This is a genomic window from Arthrobacter sp. B0316-1-20, from assembly GCF_059091865.1.
Genome location: NZ_JBNHHC010000016.1, coordinates 133,882 through 155,805, shown reverse-complemented (window position 1 = coordinate 155,805; position 21,924 = coordinate 133,882). Strand labels below are relative to the sequence as shown.

Genomic DNA, 21,924 nt, shown 5'->3' with positions numbered 1-21,924 from the left:
AACTCGGAACCCCAGATAACGGCGCGGGTCGATGCGGGGGCACGGAGGGTCGTTAGCGGCGCCGGATCTCACGCGAGGGACAGCAGGAACGAGAGCACGAACCCGGCCGCGGTGCTCAGGGCGACCGCCGGTCCGCCGTGTTCGTATGCCTCCGGCATCAGGGTGTCGGCCAGTGCGGCGATCACCGCGCCGGCCGCGAAGGCCAATGGCAGCGAGATCGTCTCGGGGTCGGTACCGGACAGCGGCCCGGCACCGACCACGACGGCGATGACCAGCAGCACTGAGCACACACCCCACAGTCCGATGATGGCGGGCCTGGACATGCCCTGGCTGCGCATCGAGGCTGCCCCGACCAGGGCCTCGGGCAGGTTGGAGACGAAGATCGCGGCCAGGAGCGCCAGCCCGCCGGTCCCCTCCCCCAGGGAGACGCCCAGCGCCAGGTTCTCCGGTATGCCGTCGAGCGTGGCGGCGGCCAGCAGGGCCAGACCGGCCGCACCCCGGGTGGATGCCGGCCCCGGCGCACGCCCGGTGGCGGCGGCGTCGGTATCGAGCTTGGGGCTGCCCCGGTACTCGTCCGCCGCAACCGGGTTCGACCCGGCCTGCGCCCAGCGGTCGAGCAGCGCGCTCAAGGTCGTGAACACCACCGCGCCGACAAACAGGCCGACCGCTGCGCGCCAGATGCCGCCGCGCTGGTAGGCGTCCTCGAAGAGTTCGAAAGTCAGGGCGGTGACCAGGGCGCCCGCTGCGAAGGACAGGATGATCGCCAGGACGCGTTTCGGCAGTTCGAAACGCACACCGATAAATCCACCCAGCATCAGGGCGCTGGAAGTCACGATGCCGAACAGCAGCGACATAGCCACACCGTCATTATGGGTGGTTGCCGGAATGGGGACAACCGCAGAATGAAGCCCTGCACCCCTCGCGGTTCGTTCCGACGTCAAGGAATCCCAGCAGAACCCTTTGCAGGCTTCAGCGACGCCCGCTGAACGCGTTCGCTTTCCTGAATCGACAAGACTCCACCATCCCTCCACACGCTCATCCGATCCTCCTGTTCCGTCCTAGGACAAACGCCGGACACAGCCAACCGGATTGCATCCGGCCAGGCTTTGGCAACGGTGGCCATTTACTGCAGGTTCCTGCGCGAAAACCCTTTCACGAGCCGGCTGAACCAACCCATGGGCCCGGACGTCTACCTTTGCGAAGCACCCATACTGCCCACGGGGAAGGTCAGCGGATGAATCCCGATGCCGGTCCCTCGCGACGCTCGGTCATGGCCGCCTCCGCAACGGCCTGCTCGGCGTGTGTACTGGCCGCCTGTGCGCCGGCGGGGAACGGCGGCGGCGAGGCCGGCGGAAAACCTGCCCCGGCCACCTCCGGAGGCGCTGCCGCACAGGTCCTGAAGCTCGCCGACGTGCCGGTGGGCGGCAGCGCCACCGGCGAAGCCGGCGGGCAGGAAATCCTCCTCCACCGCGCCGACGAGACTACGGTCCGGGCCTACAGCGCAGTTTGCACGCACCAGGGATGCACCGTGGCGCCGGCGGGCGCGGAGTTCCGTTGCCCGTGCCACGGCTCCGTCTTCAGCGCTGCAGACGGCTCGGTGCTCGACGGGCCGGCGTTGGAACCGCTGCAGCGCTTTGCCGCGGTCATTGACGGCGAATGGATCACCGTAGTGGCTTGATCGCTGACACGCTGGGCGATGAGCGATCGCCGCTCCGTTTGGAAATTAACCGGCACCGTCCGGGAGAATAGCGGACATGAGTTCGTCTCTGCCTTCGCGCCGCGCCATCCTGACCGCCACCACCGCCGTCGGTTCGATGGGCGCGCTCACCGCATGTTCCCCGCTGCAGGACTACACAGGAGCACAAGGTGCCTCCGCTTCCCCGATTGCCAGCGACGGCACGCCGGTCCGGGTCGGGAAGCTCAGCGACGTGCCGGTTGGTGGCAGCGCTAGCGGCGAGGCAGGCGGGGAGAAGATTCTCATCCACCGCCCCGACGAAACCACCGTCTTGGCCTACAGCGCCGTTTGTACGCACCAAGGGTGTGGGGTGACCCCGACGAAGGCCGAATTCGTGTGCCCTTGCCACAATTCGACCTTCGCGCTCGCCGACGGCACGGTGACCGGGGGTCCGGCGCCCGCCCCGCTTCCGCGTTTCGCGGCGGCTATCGACGGCGAGTGGATCACCGTCACCGTCTGAATTGGACCGATCCTGCCATCCACCCAGGCAGCCCGCTAAAAAGCTTTTCCGTGGTTTGAACTCACAGCACCTATATCCCTCACAAACCCCCCGCCTTGGACGATAGTTAACAATGTCAGTACCGTCCTCTAGGTTTAGCGAAACGGTCCGAATCGAGCAGGGGGAAGCATTGCAGTTTGCAGAAAGACTGGCCGCACTGGCCGCAAAAATACAGCAGCAGCGCGAGATCATCGAGACGGAAGAAGCCACTAAAAACGCGTTCGTCATGCCGTTCATATCAACGATCCTCGGATATGACGTTTTCAACCCGTTGGAAGTGGTCCCCGAGTTTACTGCCGATGTCGGCATCAAGAAGGGCGAGAAAATCGACTACGCCATCGTTCGTGATGGCGAAGTGCAAATGCTGATCGAATGCAAGAAGTCGCTCGGCGACCTCCGCGTCGAACATGCCTCGCAGCTTTACCGCTACTTTGCCGTTACTAATGCGCGGATCGCGATTTTGACGAATGGCGAGGTCTACCAGTTCTACACGGACCTTGATGCTCCGAACCGCATGGACGTCAAGCCGTTCCTTATTCTTGACATGAACGACATCGACGAGACCTTAATCCCGGAACTCGTAAAGCTTTCCAAGGATGTCTTCGATCTGGATTCGATCATCAGTGCAGCTGAAGAGCTCAAGTACATCGGGCAAATCAAACGCACTATTTCCACTCTCTTCCAGTCCCCTGAAGATGACTGGGTAAAGTTTTTGACGGCTAAGGTCTACGACGGCGCATTCACGCAGAAGGTCCGCGAGCAGTTTACGGGTCTGGTAGCCAAAGCAACCCGGCAATTCCTCAACGACCAAGTCAACGAGAGACTGAAGGCTGCCTTGGGCGAGTCACCTGTCATTCAGGCTGCCCAGGCGTCCTTGGCCGACTCCGTCACCAGCGAAGAGATCGTCGAGCAAGATCTGAACCGGGATGACGGCATCGAAACAACTCTTGAGGAAGTGGAGGGCTTCCAGATCGTTCGGGCGATTGTGTGCAGCGAGGTCAAACCGACACGCGTTACCCACCGGGACGCAAAGTCCTACTTCGCCGTACTCCTGGATGACAACAACAGGAAGCCGATTGCCAGACTCCATTTCAACAGGTCGCAAAAATACCTGGGGGTCTTCGACGACGGAAAGCAGGAGACTCGGCACCCCATCGATTCACTGGATGAGATCTACGACTACGCAGACACGCTGCGCCGGACGGTGAAGAACTACGAGTAGAGCGCGGGGCTTCCCGTTCCCGGCGGCGGGAAGCCCTCGGGGCAGGCGTCCTAATCGGCCCCAGCCGGCCGGTCACCATATCCGGTGTCCAGGAAGTCAATCAGTGCCCGGTCGAGGCCCGCGGTTGCCGTTGCACGATCCGGAGCGAGGAAGGACTCGGCTCCTCGCCAGTCGCTCTTGACCACACGGCCGCCCGACGCCCAGTGAACGCCGACCAGTTCGGCCCCGGCGTCCAATGCATAGTCCTTCCGGCCGGGGAGGCCGGCGACTGTTTCCCTCATTCGCGCACTCTGCACCACTTCATAGCGGTCGCACAGCGTCCGGCGGCCGTCCGTCAGCAGGACGTCCTCGGCGCCGGACAGCGACATCTTCGTCCATGCGCCGCTGTCGGGTTCGGCCGGCGCGGCGTCGTCCAGCCGGAAAAACTCCACGGCCTGGGCGCCGGAGTCGAGCATGTCCACCAACAGCAGGTACTCCCCGTAGCTGGGCAGGCTCGTCCCGGGCAGCCCGAAGTCTTCCCGACGGGCCAATGCCTCGGTGCGGCCCGGCCCCTGCCGGTAAGAAGAGGACTCCCACCGCCGCGTCCCGGGCTCGAACCGGATGACGGATTCCGCGCGGTACCCGTCCGGCCCGCTCCGGAAGGCCATTCGCGTGGTGAGGACGTGATCCGCCCACCGGCGGTAGAGGCAGCCTTGCTTGGCGCCCTCAACGTAAAAGGCTTCCCAACGTTCCATCGGCTCCCGCCGCGGCCCCCTCGGAGGTCTCAGAACAGGGCCACTTTCGGCACCGCGGGGAAGATGCCTTCCAGCTCGGCCAGGTCCTCGGCAGTCGGGTGCCAGCCCGCTGACTGGGCGTTCTGCCGGATCTGTTCCGGCTTCGTGGCACCGGCGATGACCGACGCGACTGCGGGACGGGTGGCAAGCCAGGAAAAGGCCACCTCGATTTCCGTTAGTCCGCGGTCGGCGGCGAAGCGGGAGAAGGCGCCCAACTGCTCCCAGTCGGCGTCCTTGAGCAAGTTGGTGCGCGAGTGTGTCAGCCGGCTGCCTTCCGGCGCCTTGCCGTTCTTGTACTTGCCCGTGAGCAGGCCGTTGGCCAGCGGGAAGTACGGCAGCAGGCCCAGCCCGTAGGCCTCGGCAGCAGGGGCGACTTCCAGCTCCGCCCGGCGGTCCAGCAGGTTGTAGTGGTTCTGGCTGGAAATGAACGGGGTGTAGCCGCCCATCCGCGCCGTGAATTCCGCCTCGGCAATCTGCCAGCCGGCCCGGTTGGAGTGGCCGATGTAGCGGACCTTGCCGGCGCGGACCAGGTCGTCCAGCGCGGACAGGGTTTCCTCGACCGGAGTCAGCGGGTCGGGCGTGTGGAACTGGTAGAGGTCAATCCAATCGGTGCCCAGCCGCCGCAACGACGCCTCGGCCGCCCTGACAATGTACCGCCGCGAGCCGCGGGCGCCGAAGTCTTCGCCGTTGGCGCCCCGCATGTCCATGCCGAACTTCGTAGCCACCACCACGTCGTCGCGCCGCGATCCCAGCGCCCTGCCCAGGAACTCCTCGCTCAGCCCCGGAGTCTTCCCGTAGCTGTCGGCGACGTCGAAAAAGGTCACGCCGGCGTCGAGTGCGGCCTTGACCACCGCGTCCGTGCCTTCCTGCGTTTCCGTCGGGGTGTTGGACCGGCCAAGATTGTTGCAGCCGAGTCCCACCGTCGAGACGGTGAGGCCGGATTTGCCGAGACGCCGGTATTCCATCGCTACATCCTTGTCACTGGGGGTTTTGCCGTTCGCCTCGCATCCTATCCCGGCTCCGGCCCCCGTCCCGGACGCGCAAGTGAGTTCGGACACGTCACGCAGGCGGCCGCGGCGTTGCCGCTTCTGTCTTTGGGTGCCGCTGCACATATGATCGAAACCATGGCCAAAGTTCTGACTTCCCTTCCCGTCGGCGAACGCGTCGGCATCGCCTTCTCCGGTGGACTCGATACGTCCGTTGCCGTTGCATGGATGCGCGACGGCGGAGCCGTGCCCTGCACCTACACCGCCGACCTCGGCCAGTACGACGAGCCGGACATCGACGCGGTGCCCGGCCGCGCCACCGAGTACGGCGCGGATATCTCCCGCCTGGTGGACTGCAAGCCCGCGCTCGTGGAGGAAGGCCTGGCCGCGCTGGCCTGCGGCGCCTTCCATATCCGCAGCGGCGGCCGTTCCTACTACAACACAACCCCGTTGGGCCGCGCCGTGACCGGCACCTTGCTGGTGCGCGCCATGCGGGAAGACGGCGTGGACATCTGGGGCGACGGTTCCACCTACAAGGGCAACGACATCGAGCGGTTCTACCGCTACGGGCTGCTGGCCCACCCCCGGCTGCGCATCTACAAGCCGTGGCTCGACCCGCGCTTCGTCTCCGAGCTCGGCGGCCGCCAGGAGATGTCCGAATGGCTGACCGCGCACAACTTCCCCTACCGCGACTCCGCGGAGAAGGCGTACAGCACCGACGCCAACATCTGGGGCGCCACGCATGAGGCCAAGACGCTGGAGCATTTGGGCACCAGCCTGGAGGCCGTCGAGCCGATCATGGGCGTGGCCTTCTGGCGCGAGGACGTGGACATTCCCACCGAGGACGTGTCGGTGCGCTTCGAGGCGGGCCGCCCGGTGGCGATCAACGGCACGGAGTTTGCCGACGCCGTCGCTTTGGTGCAGGAGGCCAATGCCATTGGCGGCCGCCACGGGCTGGGCATGTCCGACCAGATCGAGAACCGCATCATCGAGGCCAAGTCGCGCGGGATCTACGAGGCCCCGGGCATGGCCCTGCTGCACATCGCCTACGAGCGGCTGCTCAACGCGATCCATAATGAAGACACCGTGGCCAGCTACCACGCCGAGGGCCGCCGCCTGGGCCGCCTGATGTACGAAGGCCGCTGGCTGGACCCGCAGGCGCTCATGCTGCGCGAATCGCTGCAGAAGTGGGTTGGCTCCGCTGTCACCGGCGAGGTCACCCTGCGGCTGCGCCGCGGCGAGGACTACACCATCCTGGACACCACCGGCCCGTCGCTCAGCTACCACCCGGACAAGTTGTCCATGGAGCGCGTGGGCGATGCTGCCTTCGGTCCGCTGGACCGCATCGGCCAGCTGACCATGCGCAACCTGGACATCGCCGACTCCCGCGCCCGCTTGGAGCAGTACGCGGCCCAGGGCCTGGTGGGCGGTCCCACCGCCGAGCTCGTGGGCGCGCTGGAAGCCGGCGGCGCGAGCGAAATCGCCGACACCGCCCAGCTCGACCCGGCCGACCGCGCGGCCGACGAGGCGCTGGACCGCGCGGCGTTCGACGCCGGCACCGACTGATTCGCCGGCCCGCCTTGGCGGGCCGCTGCACGGGCACGGCGCCCCTTCGGGGGCGCCGTGCCTTCTTCTGTCCGGAGCTGGGGCCGTGAGGCTGAGCATGCGGCCGGTTTCGCGGCCGGGACGGCACGCCGTGTGAAAGAGTGGTTTTGTGGCCTTTACCCGTGCTGAACTGCTCGCCTACCGGGACGCGCTGGTCCCCGATCTGCTGGGCCCGGGCCTGCGCCTCCTGTTCGTCGGCATCAATCCCGGCCTCTGGTCGGCTGCCACCGGCTCGCACTTCGCCCGGCCCGGCAACCGGTTCTATCCGGCCCTGGCGGCGGCCGGCATCACCGACCATCAGATCTACGCCGGGAACGGCATGGCGGCTGCCGACCGCAACCACCTGATCGACCGCGGCGTGGGCATCACCAACATTGTCCCGCGGGCTACCGCCAGGGCGGACGAGCTGGGTGCCGAGGAACTGCGGACCGGTGCCCGGCGCCTGGCGGCCCGGGTCGAGACCCTGGGGGCCCGGGTGGTGGCGGTCGCGGGAGTGACCGCCTACCGGGTGGGTTTTGAGCGGCCGAAGGCGCAGCTGGGCCGGCAACCGGAGACGCTCGGCGGCGCCGAGGTCTGGGTGGTGCCGAATCCCAGCGGCCTCAACGCCCACCACAGCGTTGCCACGCTGGCGGCCGCCTACCGGGAGGCGGCGCGCGCCGCGGGCCTGGACGTGCCCGAGGGCGGCTAGCGCCGTCCCCGACGGCCGCCGGGCCTACAGGCTGAACGCCGTCTTGGCCGGCAGCGGATGCTTTTGCTTGACCGCGGCGAGGTCCCCGTGCGGCGCGACGCCGATGCTCAGCTTGGTGAAGTCGAGTTTGGCTTCGCGGAGGCAGACCTTCAGGCCGGCCACCGCCCTGGCCGCATCCGGCGCCAGAACATAGATGTTGAGCTTGTGCGGGACGAATTCGGTCTTCTCCACGGTCCCGAGCCCGCGCCAGGCGAAGTACTCGGTGATGGTGCGTTTGGCTTTGTCCTCGAGGTAACGGTCCCGGTCGCTGCCGTCCGCCGTCTTCAGCGCATACTGGGCAATCACCCAGTGCTGCTCCCCCGGCGCGAGCTCCGCGTAGCCGTCTTCGGCGCACTGGGCAGCGAACGCGTCCATCAGCGACTCGGCGGCCTCGGCGTTGACGTCCCGGCTCTCCTGCGTGGTGCTCTGGTGGCCCACCGTTCCGTGGTTGACCACGAACTGGCCGTAGTCTTCGTCGAACCACGCCTCGCGGAACACCAGCCCGCCGTCGTCGTTCTTCTTGTACACCCGAAGGAAACTCATGTCCGTCCTTTGTTCAACCATGTCAGGGCCGTTCCGTCGAACGGCGCGGCCTCAGCCGCCACCTGCCCGTAGAGCGCCCGGCAGCTGGCCTGGATCCGTTCGGCCAGCGCCGGCGGATAGTCCATGGTGACCCGGTGTTCGGCGAATTCGTCCTCGTCGTCGATGTACACGCCGCCGCTGACGGAGCGGACCACGTCCAGGTCCATGTCCGTGAGCTGGACTTCCCAGCCGGCCGGAAGCAGCGGGTCCACCCGGATGCCGGTGGCCAGGTCGATGTAGATGCGAAAGTCGCCCGGGTAGGTGTCGTCGTAGAACGTCGCCACGTAGTCGCCTTCCCGTGGCAGTAACTGCACCGCGTCGGAGGCCGCGAAGAAGGCGATGCCGGGCCGGGCGACCAGCGAGCCGGCCGGCTGGAAGATCCAGTCGCCGAAACCGTCGGAGCCGAGGTAGGTGCCGGGCACCAGCCAGTGGGCAGCGCCGTCGTACTTCCAGTTGCGGAACACCACCATCTCGCCGGGCCGGGCCTCGGCGGGGATGCGGCCGGTCACTGGATCTTGGGAATCTGGCCGGTCGGCAGTTCCTGGCCGGGCAGCGGGCGCGCGAACGGGACCTTGGTGCCCAGCACCTGCGCGACGGTGTCCTGGGCCACCTGCTGCGCGGTGAGGCCCACGCGCTCCAGGACCTCGGCGCGGGTGCCGTGGACCAGGAACTCGACCGGGAGGCCGACCTCGTTCAGCGCCGTGTCCACACCGGCGGCACGCATCTCCTGGCGGATCCGGGATCCGACGCCGCCGGCGCGCACGCCGTCTTCGATCACGACGACGATCCGGTGCCGGGCCGCAAGGCCGATGATCGAGCGGGGCACCGGCAGCACCCAGCGCGGGTCGACAACGGTGGAGCTGATGCCCTGGGCGCCGAGCCGGTTCGAGACATCCAGCGCCAGTTCGCTCATGGCGCCGATGCTGACGATCAGCACGTCGTTTTCGGTGGAGCCGGACGGCCGGCGCGCCAGCACGTCGACGCCGTCCTTAAGCCGTTCCAGGGCCTCAACCTCTGGCCCCACCGAGCCCTTCGAGAAACGGACCACGGTGGGGGCATCGTCGACGGACACCGCCTCGCGCAGCTCTTCCCTCAACCGGGTGGCGTCGCGGGGGGCGGCCAGGTGTAGCCCCGGCACGATCTGCAGCAGCGACATGTCCCACATGCCGTGGTGGCTGGGCCCGTCCGGGCCGGTCACCCCCGCCCGGTCGAGTACAACGGTGACGCCGGCCTTGTGCAGCGCGACGTCCATCAGGAGCTGGTCGAACGCGCGGTTCAGGAACGTTGCGTAGAGGGCCACCACCGGGTGGAGTCCGCCGTAGGCCATGCCGGCGGCGCTGGCCAGCGCGTGCTGCTCCGCAATGCCGACGTCGAAGACACGGTCCGGATGCTTACTGGCGAATTTTTGCAGGCCCACCGGGATCAGCATGGCGCCGGTGATACCGACGATGTCCTGGCGCTCGTCGGCGATCTCGGCGATCTCGTCGGCGAACACGGAGGTCCAGGACTGCCGGCCGCCGGACTCTACGGGTTCGCCGGTCTCCGGGTCGATGACGCCCACGGCGTGGAACTGGTCCGCCTCGTGGGCGCGGGCGGGCGCGTAGCCGCGGCCCTTTTCGGTCATGGTGTGGACAATGACCGGGCCCCGGTAGTTCTTGGCCTGCGTCAGCGCGGCCTCGACGGCCTCCAGGTCGTGCCCGTCGATCGGGCCGATGTACTTCATGCCCAGGTCCTCGAACAGGCCCTGCGGCGCCCACCAGTCCTTGATGCCCTTCTTGGTCGCGTGCAGGCTCCGGTAGGCGAACTGGCCCAGCGACCCGCCCGACTGCAGCTTCCTTTTCCACCAGTCCAGGGTGCCTTCGTAGGCCTGGTGGGTGCGGACCTTGTCGATGGTGGTCCGGCGCAGCGCGGCCAGCTGGTCGGCCAGCCCGCCGATCGTCGGGGCGTAGGAGCGCCCGTTGTCGTTGACCACGATCACCACGCGCCGTGCTCGGTCCGCGGCGATGTTGTTCACGGCTTCCCATGCCATGCCGCCGGTGAGGGCGCCGTCGCCCACCACCGCGACGACGTAGCGGTCGCCTTCGCCGGTCAGCCGGCGGGCGCGGGAGATGCCGTCGGCCCAGGACAACGACGACGACGCGTGCGAGCTTTCGACGATGTCGTGCACCGATTCGGCGCGGTCCGGATAGCCGGCCAGCCCGCCCTGCTGCCGCAGCGTGCCGAAGTCCTGCCGCCCGGTGACCAGTTTGTGCACGTAGGACTGGTGGCCGGTGTCAAAGACGATGCTGTCGTGCGGGGAGTCGAACACGCGGTGGATGCCGAGGGTCAGCTCGACGACCCCAAGGTTCGGGCCGAGATGTCCGCCGGTCTGTGCGACGTTCGTGATCAGGAACTGGCGGATTTCCCGGGCCAGGTCCTGCAACTGGACCATGTCGATCCGGCGCAGGTCGCGCGGCTCGCGGATGGTCTCGAGCAATCCCACAGAGCAGGTCCTTTCCTTCACAAAGCGTCGGTTAATCCTACCGCCATCCCTCCGCCACTCTGCGTTCCCCTGGTGCGAGGGTGCACACAACGCGGCCGACGCGTGGCCGGGGACCGAGCCCTACAGCACGCTGGTGCCCTGGCCAGACGCCGCAGGGCGGACGTCCATCGGACGCCCGCCCTGCGTTGGGCCGCTGTGCGGTGTGTGCCGGACCGGGGGCTAGTTCGCCGAGATCTGGCGCAGCACGTACTGCAGGATGCCGCCGTTGCGGTAGTAGTCGGCTTCACCCGGGGTGTCGATCCGCACCACCGCGTCGAAGCTCTTGGTGCCGCCGTCCTCGCCGGTGGCGGTGACCTTCAGCGTCTTCGGGGTGGTGCCCTCGTTCAGCGCGGTCACGCCCTCGATGGAGAAGGTCTCCGTGCCGGACAGGCCCAGCGACGCAGCGGACTCGCCGGCCGGGAACTGCAGCGGCAGCACACCCATGCCGATCAGGTTCGAACGGTGGATCCGCTCGAAGCTTTCGGCGATGACGGCCTTGACACCCAGCAGCGCGGTGCCCTTGGCAGCCCAGTCGCGGGACGAGCCGGAGCCGTACTCCTTGCCGGCCAGCACCACCAGCGGGGTGCCGGCGGCCTGGTAGTTCATGGCGGCGTCGTAGATGTAGGCCTGCGGACCGCCGGGCTGGGTGAAGTCGCGGGTGAAGCCGCCCTCCACGTTGTCCAGCAGCTGGTTGCGCAGCCGGATGTTGGCGAAGGTGCCGCGGATCATCACCTCATGGTTGCCGCGGCGGGAACCGTAGGAGTTGAAGTCCTTGCGCTCCACGCCGTTTTCCAGCAGGTAACGGCCGGCGGGGCTGTCGGACTTGAACGAACCGGCCGGGGAGATGTGGTCGGTGGTGACCGAGTCGCCCAGCTTGGCGAGCACCCGCGCGCCGCTGATGTCCTGCACCGGCTCCGGCGTGGCGCTCATGCCTTCGAAGTACGGTGGCTTCCGCACGTACGTGGAGTTCGGATCCCAGGCGAAGGTATCGCCTGCCGGGGTCTCGAGCGCCTTCCAACGGTCGTCGCCCTCGAACACGCCCTCGTAGCCCTTGGCGAACATCTCCTTGTTGATCGAGGAGTCGATCACCTGCTGGACCTCGACCGGGTTCGGCCAGATGTCCTTCAGGAACACGTCGTTGCCCTCCGGGTCCTGGCCCAGCGGCTGCTTCTCGAAGTCGAAGTCCATGGTGCCGGCCAGGGCGTAGGCGACGACCAGCGGCGGGGACGCCAGGTAGTTCATCTTGACGTCCGGGTTGATGCGGCCTTCGAAGTTGCGGTTACCCGACAGCACCGACGTGATCGACAGGTCGTTGTCCTGGACCGCCTGCGAGATTTCGGGCTCCAGCGGGCCGGAGTTTCCGATGCAGGTGGCACAGCCATAACCGACCACGAAGAAGCCGAGCTTCTCCAGGTACGGGATCAGGCCGGACTCTTCGTAGTAATCGGTGACGACCTTGGAGCCCGGGGCGATGGAGGTCTTGACCCACGGCTTGGACGCCAGGCCCTTCTCCACCGCATTGCGGGCCAGCACGGCCGCGGCCAGCATGACCGACGGGTTCGACGTGTTGGTGCAGGAGGTGATCGAGGCGATGGACACCGCACCGTGGTCCAGTTCGAACTCGCGCCCGTCTTCCATGGTGACGTGGACGCGCTTGGAGGCGCGGCCGTCGCCGGGCAGGGCGACGTGGCGTCCCTGGGCGGCCGAACCGCCGGAGGGACGATCGTCGGCCTGCGCGGTGCCGGACTTCACGCCGCCGGCCTCCGCAGCGGCAGCGTGACGGACCGTGGAGGTCATGGCCGGGGCATCCGACGCCGGGAAGGACTCTTCCAGGGCCTCGTCCAGGGCGTCCTCGTTGCCGGTGCCGACGTAGCTCTGCAGGTCCTTGCGGAACTGGTTCTTGGCGGACGTCAGGGCGATGCGGTCCTGCGGCCGCTTGGGACCGGCGATGGACGGAACAACGGTGGACAGGTCCAGCTCAAGGTATTCGGAGAACTTCAGTTCGTGCGACGGATCGTGCCAGAGGCCCTGTTCCTTGGTGTACGCCTCGACCAGGGCGATGTTCTCCTCGGAGCGGCCGGTCAGGCGCAGGTAGTCCAGGGTGACGTCGTCGATCGGGAACATGGCGGCGGTCGAGCCGAACTCCGGGCTCATGTTGCCGATGGTGGCGCGGTTGGCCAGCGGCACCGCTGCCACGCCTTCGCCGTAGAACTCCACGAACTTGCCCACCACGCCGTGCTTGCGCAGCATCTCGGTGATCGTCAGCACGACGTCGGTGGCGGTGGCGCCGGCGGGGATGGAGCCGGTGAGCTTGAAGCCGACGACGCGCGGAATCAGCATCGAGACGGGCTGGCCGAGCATGGCGGCCTCGGCCTCGATGCCGCCGACGCCCCAGCCGAGCACGCCCAGGCCGTTGACCATGGTGGTGTGCGAGTCGGTGCCGACCAGGGTGTCCGGGTAGGCGCGCAGCTTGCCGTCGACCTCGCGGGTCATCACGGTGCGGGCCAGGTATTCGATGTTGACCTGGTGCACGATGCCGGTTCCCGGCGGGACCACCTTGAAGTCTTCGAAGGCGGTCTGTCCCCAGCGCAGGAACTGGTAGCGTTCGCCGTTGCGCTGGTACTCGATCTCCATGTTGCGCTCGAGCGCGCCGGCGTTGCCGAAGACATCGATCTGGACCGAGTGGTCGATCACCAGTTCGGCCGGGGCCAGCGGGTTCACGCGCTTCGGGTCGCCGCCGAGCTCCTTGACGGCCTCGCGCATGGTGGCCAGGTCGACGACACACGGAACACCGGTGAAGTCCTGCATGATGACGCGGGCGGGGGTGAACTGGATCTCGGTGTCCGGCTGCGCGTCGGGGTTCCAGCCGGCCAGGGCGCGGACGTGGTCCGCCGTGATGTTCGCACCATCTTCGGTGCGAAGCAGGTTCTCCAGCAGGACCTTGAGGCTGAACGGAAGGCTCTCGGCACCTTCAACGGCACTCAGCCGGAATATCTCATACTCGGTCCCGGCGACGTTCAAGACGCCTTTGGAACCGAAGCTGTCCACATTACTCATGACAGGACTCCTCTCGCCACACTTTATCTTTGTCCGGGCGGCAACCACCCGCTAGTTAGGCATCCCTAAGTGTGAAGGGACAGCTGTGGGCTCGGCCTCTGGCCTTTTTGACGCGCCGCAGCCCGCAGAATTTACAAGCCAGAGACAATATGCTTCGTCCGGAACCGCTGCCCCCATCCTATCGGGTAGCCGGTTGGCAGGAACCGGAGCGGCGCCCGTGGCCTGCCTCACAGCCGGGATTCGCGCACTCCCGCTCAGCGGCGCCCCGGTGTGAGCACGGCAAAGGACTCCATGTGGTGGGTATGCGGGTACAGGTCGAACACGTGCAGCGAGTCGAGGTTCCAGCCCAGCTGCAGGAAGTAGCCCAGGTCCCGGGCGAAGGACGCCGGGTCACAGGACACGTAGCCGACCGCCCGCGGGTTTCGGGCGGCCACCGCCTGCACCACGGCTTTTCCGGCGCCCGCGCGGGGCGGGTCAAGGACGACGGCGTCCATCTCTTCGGGCTGCGAGCGCAGCACCCGCTCGACCTTGCCCTGGAGGATCTCGACCTGCCCGAAACCGTGCAGGTTCTTGCGGGCGTCTTTGCTGGCGGCCGGCGAGCCCTCGACGGAGAGAACGTTGCCGGTCACCCCGACGGCATCCGCCAAGGGCGCCGTGAAAAGTCCGGCACCCGCATAGAGGTCGGCCACCCTCTCCCCCGCCCGGGGCGCAACACCGTCCAGGACGGCGGCAGTCAACGTGGCCGGCGCCAGCCGGTGAATCTGCCAGAAGCCGTCTCCCGTCACGCGGTACTGGTGCCGCCCGTTGGTTTCGGAAACCCAAATGCGTCCCCGCAACCGGGTGAGCCGCCCGGGCACGGGCTCCCACGCGGCAACCGACACGCCGGGTTCGATCCGGTCGGCGATCTTCGCCAACCGTTTGGGCGTTGTCCCCGCGCCGGGCACCAACAGCACCAGCGGCGTGCTCCCGTCGGCGGGCGCGGCCACCTCCACCCGCTCCAGCCCCGAAAGATCCAACTCCCACAACCGCAGGTCGTTGACCCCGTCCGCGGCCAGCGGCATCGCCTCGACGGGTATCAGCTCATCGGACCGGTGCGCGTGCATGGCGAGGCGCCCGTCGGACCCCACGCCGAACGCGGCGCGCGTGCGCCAGCCGAGCCCGTCGTCGTACTCCCCCGCGGGGGCTTCCACGGTGACCTGCCGTTCCAGCTTGGCCAGACGTTGCAGCTGTTCGGCGAAGATCAGGCCCTTCAGCCGGCGCTGGGCGTCCAGCCCGATGTGGCCGAACTCGGCGCCGCCCACGGCCGGCCGGCCGGCTTCGGCCGCGGCCAACGCGTCCGCCGGCGCCCAGGGATGCTCCACCCGGTCCGGAGACGCTTCCAGCACCTGGACGGTGTCCGCCCGCCAGAATCCCGCGTCCGGTCCGCCCTCGGTGACGCGTGCCAGGACCCGCTCCCCGGGCAGAGCGTGCCGGACGAACACCACCCGGCCGTCGTGCCGCGCGACGAAGTGGCCTCCGTGCGCCGGAGCGCCGACGGTCAGCTCGATCAGTTGCGGTGCGGGGTCGGTCATGAAAGCTCCTGGTAGCGGCGGACGGAATCGGAGGAGGCCAGTTGCCACGGCACGCTGGCCACCATGACGCCGGGCTCGAAGTGCAGGCGGGTCTTGATGCGCAGCGCGGTCTGGTTGTGCACCAGCTGCTCCCACCAGCGTCCCACCACGTATTCGGGGATGTAGACCACCACCAGTTCGCGGGGCGAGTCCCGGCGGATGCTCTTGATGTAGTCGATGATCGGCGTGGTGGTCTCGCGGTACGGGGAAGCGAGCACCGTGATCGGAACCGGGATGTTGAGCTTCTCCCAGTCGCGCAGGGTCTGCTCGGTCTGTTCCCGGTCCAGGTCCACCACCACGGCGTCGAGCCGGGACGGCCGCGAGGCCCGGGCGAAGGCAAGCGCCCGGAGCGTCGGTTTGCGTACGTGCGAGACCAGGATGACTGCGTGTACCCGGGACGGCAGCGCGGTGGTCGGTTGGTCCGGGTCGATCGCGAGCTCGCGGGCGACCTGGACGTAATGGCGGTTGATGCTGTGCATGACCAGCCCGAGCAGGATGATGCCGAGCACGGCCAGCCAGGCTCCGAAAACGAACTTGCTGACCAGTACCACCACCAGCACGGTCACGGTCAGGATGAAACCGACCATGTTAATGAACCGCGAGCGCAGCATCCGGCGCCGCACCGGGCGGTGCGGCGTGGCCCGTATTTCGCGGGACCAGTGCCGGATCATGCCCAGCTGGCTGCAGGTGAAGGAAACGATCACGCCGATGACGTAGAGCGGGATCAGCCGGGTGACGTCCGCGTTGAACATCAGCACCAGCACCACGGCCGCGGCCGCCAGTGCGAGCACACCGTTGCTGTAGCTGAGCCGGTCCCCGCGGGTTCGCAGCTGGCGGGGCAGGAAGCCGTCGGTGGCGAGGATCGATGCCAGCTGCGGGAAGGCGTTGAACGCCGAATGGCTGGCCAGCACCAGGATTGCTGCGGTGGCCGCGACCGTCAGGTAGAAGAGCGGGGCGCCGCCGCCGAAAACCGTCTCCGCCAGCTGGCTGAGCACCGGGGACTGGAAATAGCCCGCCGGCAGCGGCCCTCCGTCCAGCCGCAGCTGGTCGGCCGGGACCTGCACCACCCGCACCTCCGTGGCCCGGGCCAGGTACATCACCGCCATGGTGATCACGGTTGCGGAGATGCCCAGCATCAGCAGCGCAAAGCCGGCGTTCCTGGCGCGCGGCTTCTCGAAGGCCGGCACATTGCTGGCCGGTGTCTCCAAGCCGGTGAGTGCCGCGGCGCCCGTGGAGAAGGCCCGCAGTACCAGCAGTGCGCCGGCCAGCCCGGTCAGGCCCGCCTCCAGGCCGGGTTCCGGCACGACGTCGAACGCAGCGCTGGGTGCCTCGCCCAGGTTTCCGGTGAGGTCAAGGACAAATCCGGCCAGGCACATCAGCAGCACGGTGCCCACAAAGACATAGGTGGCGATCGCCACGGTCAGGCGCCCGCGTCCCAGCCCGCGCAGATGGAGCAGGGCGAGGATCGCGATGCCGGCGACGGCCGCTCCGGGCTGCCAGCCCTTGAGCGCCGGAACGGCGGACACGAGGTAGTGGGCCGCCGAAGACATGGACACCGCGACGGTGAGCACGTAGTCCAACATCAGCGCGGAGCCCACCGTGATGCCCGCCGGCTTGCCCAGGTTCCTGGTGGCGATCGCGTAGTCGCCGCCGGATGGATACGCGTGGATGCTTTGCCGGTAGGAAGCCACCAGGACCAGCAGCACCACCATGACCGCCAGTCCGACCCAGGGCGACAGGGCGATCGCCGCGACGCCCGCCAGTGCCAGCGTGAGCAGGATCTCGTCCGGGGCGTAGGCCACCGAGGAGAGCGCGTTCGCTGAGAAGACCGGAACCGCCAGGCGCCGCGGCAGCGCATCCTGCTTCAGCCGCTCGCTGCGGAACGGCTTGCCCACCAGGACCCGCTTGAGGGCATCGAGGAATGTCAGCACGTTTCCCTCGGTGGCACATGCAGCCAGTGGGTCCGGATCTTCACGGCTTAGAGTCTAGACTGCCGGCCGGAATTTACGGGGCCAGGGGGCCTCCGACCCGCACTTTCATAGCGGCGGCACGTCCGCCGGGGTTAGCATATGCGTATGAATGTGCGTTGTATCACATTCGGGGGTCCGGGGCCGTTTGACCCAGTGACTGCTCGCTAAGGAGTCTTAGATGGGCAATGCCGCCGCCGTGATGACCGGCCTGAGCAGCATCGAGATGCAGGAGCGCCCGATGCCCGAGCCGGGCCGGGGCCAGGCCGTGATCCGGGTGGAAGCCGTGGGGGTCTGCGGCTCCGACGTCGCCTATTACCGCTACGGGAAGATCGGCCCCTTCGTCGTTGACGGCCCGTTCATCCTGGGGCACGAGGTCTCCGGCGAGGTGGTCGCCGTCGGCGAAGGCGTCGGCAACGTGCGCGTCGGCGACCGGGTGGCCGTCGAGCCGGGCACGCCGGACCGCAGCTGCGAAGAGTGCCGGGCGGGGCGCTACCACCTCTGCCCGAACCTCGAATTTTTGGCCACCCCGCCCTACGACGGCGCACTGCTGCAGTACCTGGCCATGGACGCCCGCTGCTACTTCCCGATCCCAAATTCGATGAGCTACGAAGACGGCGCGCTGCTCGAGCCGCTGTCCGTGGGGTTGTGGGGCTGCCGGCGGGCGAACCTCCAGGCCGGCGACGACGTGCTGATCACCGGCGCCGGACCGGTGGGCCTGCTTGCCGCCGAGGCGGCGCGGGCCCTCGGCGCGGGAAGCGTCACGGTCACGGACATCTCCGAGTACCGGCTCGGCGTGGCCCGCGACCACGGCTTCGCGGTGGAGAAGAGCGACGCGCCCGCGGCGCAAACCTTTGACGTGCTGCTGGAATGCTCGGGCGCCGGCGGCGTCCTCGCCTCCGGGCTCGGCCGGTTGCGCGAGGCCGGGCGGGCAGCCGTCATCGGCCTGGCCAAGGCCGACGAGGTGCCGCTGCCCCTGTCCACGCTCAATTGGAAGGAGATCACCATCTCGATGGTGAACCGGTACAACAACACCTGGCCGCTGGGCATTGACCTGGTGTCCTCCGGCCGGATCAACCTGGAGGGACTGGTAACACACAGCTTTGCCCTGCCGCAGACCGCGGCCGCCCTGGAAAACACCTCCACCGAACCCGAATCGCTCAAGGCGATGATCTACCCCCAGCGGCTCTGACCGCGGACGCCGGAACGCACGAACGGCAACGCGGCACGCCCCCAGTAAGAGGAGTTCCGATGAACAAGAAGAACACACGGGGAATCATGGGCCTCACCACGGCCCTCGTTCTTGCAGCCGGCATGACTGCTTGCGGTGGTGGCGGCGGCGGTGAAGGCGGCGGTGCCGGAGGCGGCGGCGGCGGGACAGCAGGCGGTGGCGGCGGCCAGGCCGAGGGCAAGATCGCGTTCCTGATGCCGGACCGTGCTTCGACCCGCTACGAGCAGCAGGACAGCCCGCTGTTCAAGGCCAAGGTCGAAGAACTGTGCGGCGGCTGCGAGGTGCTGTACCAGAACGCCGACGGCGACGCGAACAAGCAGCAGCAGCAGGCCAACGCCATGATCACCCAGGGCGTCGAGGTCCTGGTCCTGGACCCGGTGGACAGCACCGCTGCCGCCTCGCTGGTCAACACCGCGAAGGGCCAGGGCATCAAGGTTGTCACCTACGACCGGCCGGTCCCGGACACGCCGGCGGACTTCTACGTCTCCTTCGACAACAAGAAGATCGGCAGCCTCATCGCCGAGGACCTGGTCAAGAAGCTGGACGCCGACGGCGAAGAGACCGGAGGGGTGCTGATGGTCAACGGCTCCCCCACGGACCGGGCCGCGCAGCTGATCAAGGAGGGCGCGACGGAAGCGGTCGAGGCCAGCGAGCATAAAATCCTGGCCTCGTATGACACCCCGGAGTGGCAGCCGTCGAAGGCCCAGGACTGGGTGGCCGGCCAGATCACCCAGTTCGGTGAAGACATCACCGGCATCGTGGCCGCCAACGACGGCACGGCCGGCGGCTCCATCGCCGCCCTGAAGGCCGCCGGTGTCTCGCCCTTCCCGCCGGTCACCGGCAACGACGCGGAGGTCGCCGCGATCCAGCGGATCATCAAGGGCGACCAGTACAACACGATCTCCAAGCCCATCAAGATAGTCGCCGAAAAGTCGGCAGAGGTGGCGGTCCAGCTGCTCAACGGCGAGACCCCCGAACCCGACGCGACGCTCTTTAACACCCCGTCAGCGCTGTTCGTGCCGACGGTGGTCACCAAGGAGAACGTCAAGGAAGTGATTTTCGACGGCGGCATCTACAAGCCTGAAGAAATCTGCACCGGCGAGTACAAGGCGGGCTGCGACGAACTCGGCATCAAGTAGCGCAGCCGCGAACGGCGGTGCCGCGCCCACCGCGGCACTGCCGTCGTAAGGGAAGGGGAAGCAGTGTCCACTGTGTCAGCGGAACGGCCGGAGGCTACCGCCCCGGTACTGTCCATGCGGGGCGTGAGCAAGCACTTCGGTGCCGTGGCCGCCTTGACCGACATCGACCTGGACGTCCACGCCGGCGAAGTGGTCGCCCTCGTCGGCGACAACGGCGCCGGGAAGTCGACGCTGGTCAAGATCCTCGCGGGCGTGCATCCCCAGGACGCCGGTACCGTGAACTTCGACGGCCAGGACGTGACGATCCACACGCCGGTGGATTCCATTCAGCTGGGCATCGCCACGGTATTCCAGGACCTCGCCCTCTGCGACAACCTCAGCGTGGTAGACAACCTCTTCCTCGGCCGGGAGCTGGGCGCCTGGCGGCTGAACGAAGTGGAGATGGAGGTCCAGTCGTGGAAGCTGCTGCGCCAGCTCTCGGCGAAGATCCCCTCGGTCCGCATCGCGGTTGCCTCCCTCTCCGGCGGCCAGCGCCAGACCGTCGCCATCGCCCGGTCGCTGCTCGGCAGCCCCAAGCTCATCATCCTCGACGAGCCCACCGCAGCCCTCGGCGTGGCGCAGACGGCCGAGGTGCTGAACCTGGTGGAGCGGCTGCGCGAAAACGGCCTCGCGGTGATCATGATCAGCCACAGCATGCAGGACGTCAAAGCCGTCTCCGACCGTGTCGCGGTGCTGCGGCTGGGGAAGAACAACGGCACGTTCCGGATGAAGGACGTCTCGACCGACGACCTGATCGCCGCCATCACCGGAGCCACGGACAACGTCGTGACCCAGCGCGCCGCCCAGACCGGGGCAGCGGCGGCGGGCGGCGCGGCAGGAACGAACGGCGGGGCCGAGGGGGCCGGGCTGGGCGGACCGGGCGGAGGCTCGCTCCCGCCCGGCCAGGCCGCCGGAAGCGCGGGCCGACAGGGGTCGGGGGCAGGAGCACCGGAAGAAGGGACCGTACCATGACAACGAATCCAGCCGCCCCGGTCATCCCGGTGGCCACCGACCTGCAGGACGAACGGCTGATCCGGACCGAGGGCTTCAAGGGCGCCGTCAAGGTCGGGATCAACCGGGTCCGCGGCGGCGACCTGGGCGTGCTGCCCATCGTCGTCGGGCTGCTGGTCATCTGGTCCATCTTCCAGGTGCTCAACCCGTTCTTCCTCTCCAGCGCCAACCTGGTCAACCTGCTGCTGGAAAGCGCCGCCGTCGGGGTCATCGCGCTGGGCATCGTCTGCGTCCTGCTGGTCGGCGAAATCGATTTGTCCGTCGGCTCCGTCAGCGGCCTGTCGGCCGCGATCGTGGGAGTCACCTTCATCAAGCAGGACTGGCCCATCGGGCTGGCGATCCTGACCGCGATGGCGGCCGGCGCCGTGATCGGGCTGGTCTATTCGCTGGTCTACACCAGGTTCGGGGTCCCGTCCTTCGTGATCACGCTGGCCGGCCTGCTCGGTTTCCTCGGACTGCAACTGTTCGTGCTCGGGGTCGAGGGCACCATCAACCTGCCGTTCGATTCCTTCCTCGTCTGGTTCGGCCAGCAGGCCTTCGTGCCGGGCTGGCTGTCGTACGTGCTGGCGGTCGTCGGCGTGGCCGGCTTCTTCCTCAGCCAGCTCACGCTCTCCCGCCAGCGGGTCAAGGCGGGCCTGTCCGGGCGCCCGATGCGGCTGGTCGTGATGCAGACCATCCTGCTGGCCGTGATCCTGCTGTTCGCGGTCTGGTACCTGAACCAGGCCCGCGGCGTCGGCTGGATGTTCGTCTTCTTCGCCGCCCTGGTGCTGGTGATGCACTACGCCTTCACCCGGACCCAGTGGGGCCGCTCCGTCTACGCCGTCGGCGGCAACCGGGAAGCGGCGCGGCGGGCCGGCATCGCCGTCAACCGCGTCTACGTGTCCATCTTCGTCCTGTGCTCGACGTTCGCGGCCGTCGGCGGCATGCTGGCGGCCGGCCGGTTGGCCGCCTCGGCGCAGAGCAGCGGCACCGGGGACGTGAACCTGAACGCCATCGCCGCCGCGGTGATCGGCGGGACCAGCCTGTTCGGCGGCCGCGGCTCGGCCTTCTCGGCCCTCCTGGGCATCCTGGTCATCCAGTCCATCTCCAGCGGCCTCACCCTGCTGAACCTTGAGTCCTCTTTCCGGTACATGATCACCGGCCTGGTGCTGCTGCTGGCCGTGATCCTCGACGCCGTCTCCCGCAAGTCCCGCACCTCGCACGGCCGCGCCTAGTGGCCG

General features: G+C 67.9%; 18 protein-coding genes. 9 read left to right on the top strand and 9 right to left on the bottom strand.

The genetic code is table 11. From position 1 onward, the window contains the following. Window positions 1-68: 68 nt before the first annotated feature. On the bottom strand, window positions 69-860 hold the full coding sequence (locus tag AC5RW2_RS24450; RefSeq protein ID WP_494013846.1) for a ZIP family metal transporter: 792 nt from the start codon (window positions 858-860) through the stop codon (window positions 69-71). 374 nt (window positions 861-1,234) lie between these two features. On the opposite strand from AC5RW2_RS24450, the gene AC5RW2_RS24445 reads away from it, so the two are divergent. From AC5RW2_RS24445 to AC5RW2_RS24435, 3 genes are all read left to right on the top strand, one after another. Next, the gene (locus AC5RW2_RS24445) at window positions 1,235-1,678 is read left to right on the top strand and encodes a Rieske (2Fe-2S) protein (protein WP_493999535.1); all 444 of its coding nucleotides are present in this window, start codon (window positions 1,235-1,237) and stop codon (window positions 1,676-1,678) included. A gap of 76 nt (window positions 1,679-1,754) precedes the next feature. After that, window positions 1,755-2,195, top strand: coding sequence for a Rieske (2Fe-2S) protein (locus AC5RW2_RS24440; RefSeq protein WP_493999534.1), 441 nt, complete (start codon window positions 1,755-1,757; stop codon window positions 2,193-2,195). A gap of 169 nt (window positions 2,196-2,364) precedes the next feature. Next, on the top strand, window positions 2,365-3,456 hold the full coding sequence (locus AC5RW2_RS24435; RefSeq protein WP_494074720.1) for a type I restriction endonuclease: 1,092 nt from the start codon (window positions 2,365-2,367) through the stop codon (window positions 3,454-3,456). A gap of 50 nt (window positions 3,457-3,506) precedes the next feature. Here the strand turns inward: AC5RW2_RS24435 and AC5RW2_RS24430 are convergent, their stop codons facing one another. Both AC5RW2_RS24430 and AC5RW2_RS24425 read right to left on the bottom strand, forming a co-directional pair. Then, a complete protein-coding gene (locus tag AC5RW2_RS24430; protein ID WP_493999532.1) occupies window positions 3,507-4,190 on the bottom strand; it encodes a hypothetical protein in 684 nt (227 codons plus the stop codon). Window positions 4,191-4,219: 29 nt separating this feature from the next. Next, complete coding sequence (locus AC5RW2_RS24425; RefSeq protein WP_493999531.1) at window positions 4,220-5,194, bottom strand: aldo/keto reductase; 975 nt, start codon at window positions 5,192-5,194, stop codon at window positions 4,220-4,222. Between the two features lie 159 nt (window positions 5,195-5,353). Here AC5RW2_RS24425 and argG point away from each other — a divergent pair, with 159 nt between their 5' ends. Together argG and mug are read left to right on the top strand one after the other, a co-directional pair. Next, window positions 5,354-6,781 carry an argininosuccinate synthase gene (gene argG / locus AC5RW2_RS24420; protein WP_493999530.1) on the top strand — a complete coding sequence of 476 codons (1,428 nt, stop codon included), beginning with the start codon at window positions 5,354-5,356 and terminating at the stop codon, window positions 6,779-6,781. A 148-nt stretch (window positions 6,782-6,929) separates the two neighbouring features. Next, window positions 6,930-7,508 carry a G/U mismatch-specific DNA glycosylase gene (gene mug / locus AC5RW2_RS24415; protein WP_493999529.1) on the top strand — a complete coding sequence of 193 codons (579 nt, stop codon included), beginning with the start codon at window positions 6,930-6,932 and terminating at the stop codon, window positions 7,506-7,508. A gap of 24 nt (window positions 7,509-7,532) precedes the next feature. Here mug and AC5RW2_RS24410 read toward each other — a convergent pair whose 3' ends face one another. From AC5RW2_RS24410 to AC5RW2_RS24385, 6 genes are all read right to left on the bottom strand, one after another. Then, on the bottom strand, window positions 7,533-8,090 hold the full coding sequence (locus AC5RW2_RS24410) for a hypothetical protein (protein WP_493999528.1): 558 nt from the start codon (window positions 8,088-8,090) through the stop codon (window positions 7,533-7,535). Then, complete coding sequence (locus tag AC5RW2_RS24405; RefSeq protein ID WP_493999527.1) at window positions 8,087-8,638, bottom strand: DUF402 domain-containing protein; 552 nt, start codon at window positions 8,636-8,638, stop codon at window positions 8,087-8,089. The genes AC5RW2_RS24410 and AC5RW2_RS24405 overlap by 4 nt, the downstream gene beginning before the upstream one ends. Then, window positions 8,635-10,611: a 1-deoxy-D-xylulose-5-phosphate synthase gene (dxs, locus tag AC5RW2_RS24400; protein ID WP_493999526.1), complete on the bottom strand. Its 1,977-nt coding sequence runs from the start codon at window positions 10,609-10,611 to the stop codon at window positions 8,635-8,637. Before dxs ends, AC5RW2_RS24405 begins: the two co-directional genes overlap by 4 nt. Window positions 10,612-10,830: 219 nt before the next feature. Next, a complete protein-coding gene (locus AC5RW2_RS24395) occupies window positions 10,831-13,707 on the bottom strand; it encodes an aconitate hydratase (protein ID WP_493999525.1) in 2,877 nt (958 codons plus the stop codon). Window positions 13,708-13,961: 254 nt separating this feature from the next. Then, window positions 13,962-15,278: a class I SAM-dependent RNA methyltransferase gene (locus tag AC5RW2_RS24390; RefSeq protein WP_493999524.1), complete on the bottom strand. Its 1,317-nt coding sequence runs from the start codon at window positions 15,276-15,278 to the stop codon at window positions 13,962-13,964. Beyond that, window positions 15,275-17,248, bottom strand: coding sequence for an APC family permease (locus AC5RW2_RS24385; protein ID WP_493999523.1), 1,974 nt, complete (start codon window positions 17,246-17,248; stop codon window positions 15,275-15,277). Before AC5RW2_RS24385 ends, AC5RW2_RS24390 begins: the two co-directional genes overlap by 4 nt. Before the next feature lie 217 nt (window positions 17,249-17,465). Between AC5RW2_RS24385 and AC5RW2_RS24380 the strand changes: the two genes are divergently transcribed. The 4 genes from AC5RW2_RS24380 (at window position 17,466) to AC5RW2_RS24365 (ending at window position 21,918) form a co-directional block, all read left to right on the top strand. Further along, on the top strand, window positions 17,466-18,476 hold the full coding sequence (locus AC5RW2_RS24380; protein WP_494074719.1) for an NAD(P)-dependent alcohol dehydrogenase: 1,011 nt from the start codon (window positions 17,466-17,468) through the stop codon (window positions 18,474-18,476). Window positions 18,477-18,535: 59 nt separating this feature from the next. After that, a complete protein-coding gene (locus AC5RW2_RS24375) occupies window positions 18,536-19,654 on the top strand; it encodes an ABC transporter substrate-binding protein (protein WP_493999521.1) in 1,119 nt (372 codons plus the stop codon). 114 nt (window positions 19,655-19,768) lie between these two features. After that, window positions 19,769-20,665 carry an ATP-binding cassette domain-containing protein gene (locus AC5RW2_RS24370; RefSeq protein WP_494001244.1) on the top strand — a complete coding sequence of 299 codons (897 nt, stop codon included), beginning with the start codon at window positions 19,769-19,771 and terminating at the stop codon, window positions 20,663-20,665. Then, window positions 20,662-21,918 (top strand): sugar ABC transporter permease, encoded by a 1,257-nt coding sequence (locus tag AC5RW2_RS24365; RefSeq protein ID WP_493999520.1) that lies wholly within the window; start codon window positions 20,662-20,664, stop codon window positions 21,916-21,918. Before AC5RW2_RS24370 ends, AC5RW2_RS24365 begins: the two co-directional genes overlap by 4 nt. Window positions 21,919-21,924: the final 6 nt, after the last annotated feature.

Coding starts and splice junctions, on each gene's coding strand:
- AC5RW2_RS24445 (WP_493999535.1), top strand. CDS start 1,235: ATGAATCCCGATGCCGGTCCCTCGCGACGCTCGGTCATGGCCGCCTCC.
- AC5RW2_RS24440 (WP_493999534.1), top strand. CDS start 1,755: ATGAGTTCGTCTCTGCCTTCGCGCCGCGCCATCCTGACCGCCACCACC.
- AC5RW2_RS24430 (WP_493999532.1), bottom strand. CDS start 4,190: ATGGAACGTTGGGAAGCCTTTTACGTTGAGGGCGCCAAGCAAGGCTGC.
- AC5RW2_RS24425 (WP_493999531.1), bottom strand. CDS start 5,194: ATGGAATACCGGCGTCTCGGCAAATCCGGCCTCACCGTCTCGACGGTG.
- argG (WP_493999530.1), top strand. CDS start 5,354: ATGGCCAAAGTTCTGACTTCCCTTCCCGTCGGCGAACGCGTCGGCATC.
- AC5RW2_RS24410 (WP_493999528.1), bottom strand. CDS start 8,090: ATGAGTTTCCTTCGGGTGTACAAGAAGAACGACGACGGCGGGCTGGTG.
- AC5RW2_RS24395 (WP_493999525.1), bottom strand. CDS start 13,707: ATGAGTAATGTGGACAGCTTCGGTTCCAAAGGCGTCTTGAACGTCGCC.
- AC5RW2_RS24390 (WP_493999524.1), bottom strand. CDS start 15,278: ATGACCGACCCCGCACCGCAACTGATCGAGCTGACCGTCGGCGCTCCG.
- AC5RW2_RS24380 (WP_494074719.1), top strand. CDS start 17,466: ATGGGCAATGCCGCCGCCGTGATGACCGGCCTGAGCAGCATCGAGATG.
- AC5RW2_RS24375 (WP_493999521.1), top strand. CDS start 18,536: ATGAACAAGAAGAACACACGGGGAATCATGGGCCTCACCACGGCCCTC.
- AC5RW2_RS24370 (WP_494001244.1), top strand. CDS start 19,769: ATGCGGGGCGTGAGCAAGCACTTCGGTGCCGTGGCCGCCTTGACCGAC.
- AC5RW2_RS24365 (WP_493999520.1), top strand. CDS start 20,662: ATGACAACGAATCCAGCCGCCCCGGTCATCCCGGTGGCCACCGACCTG.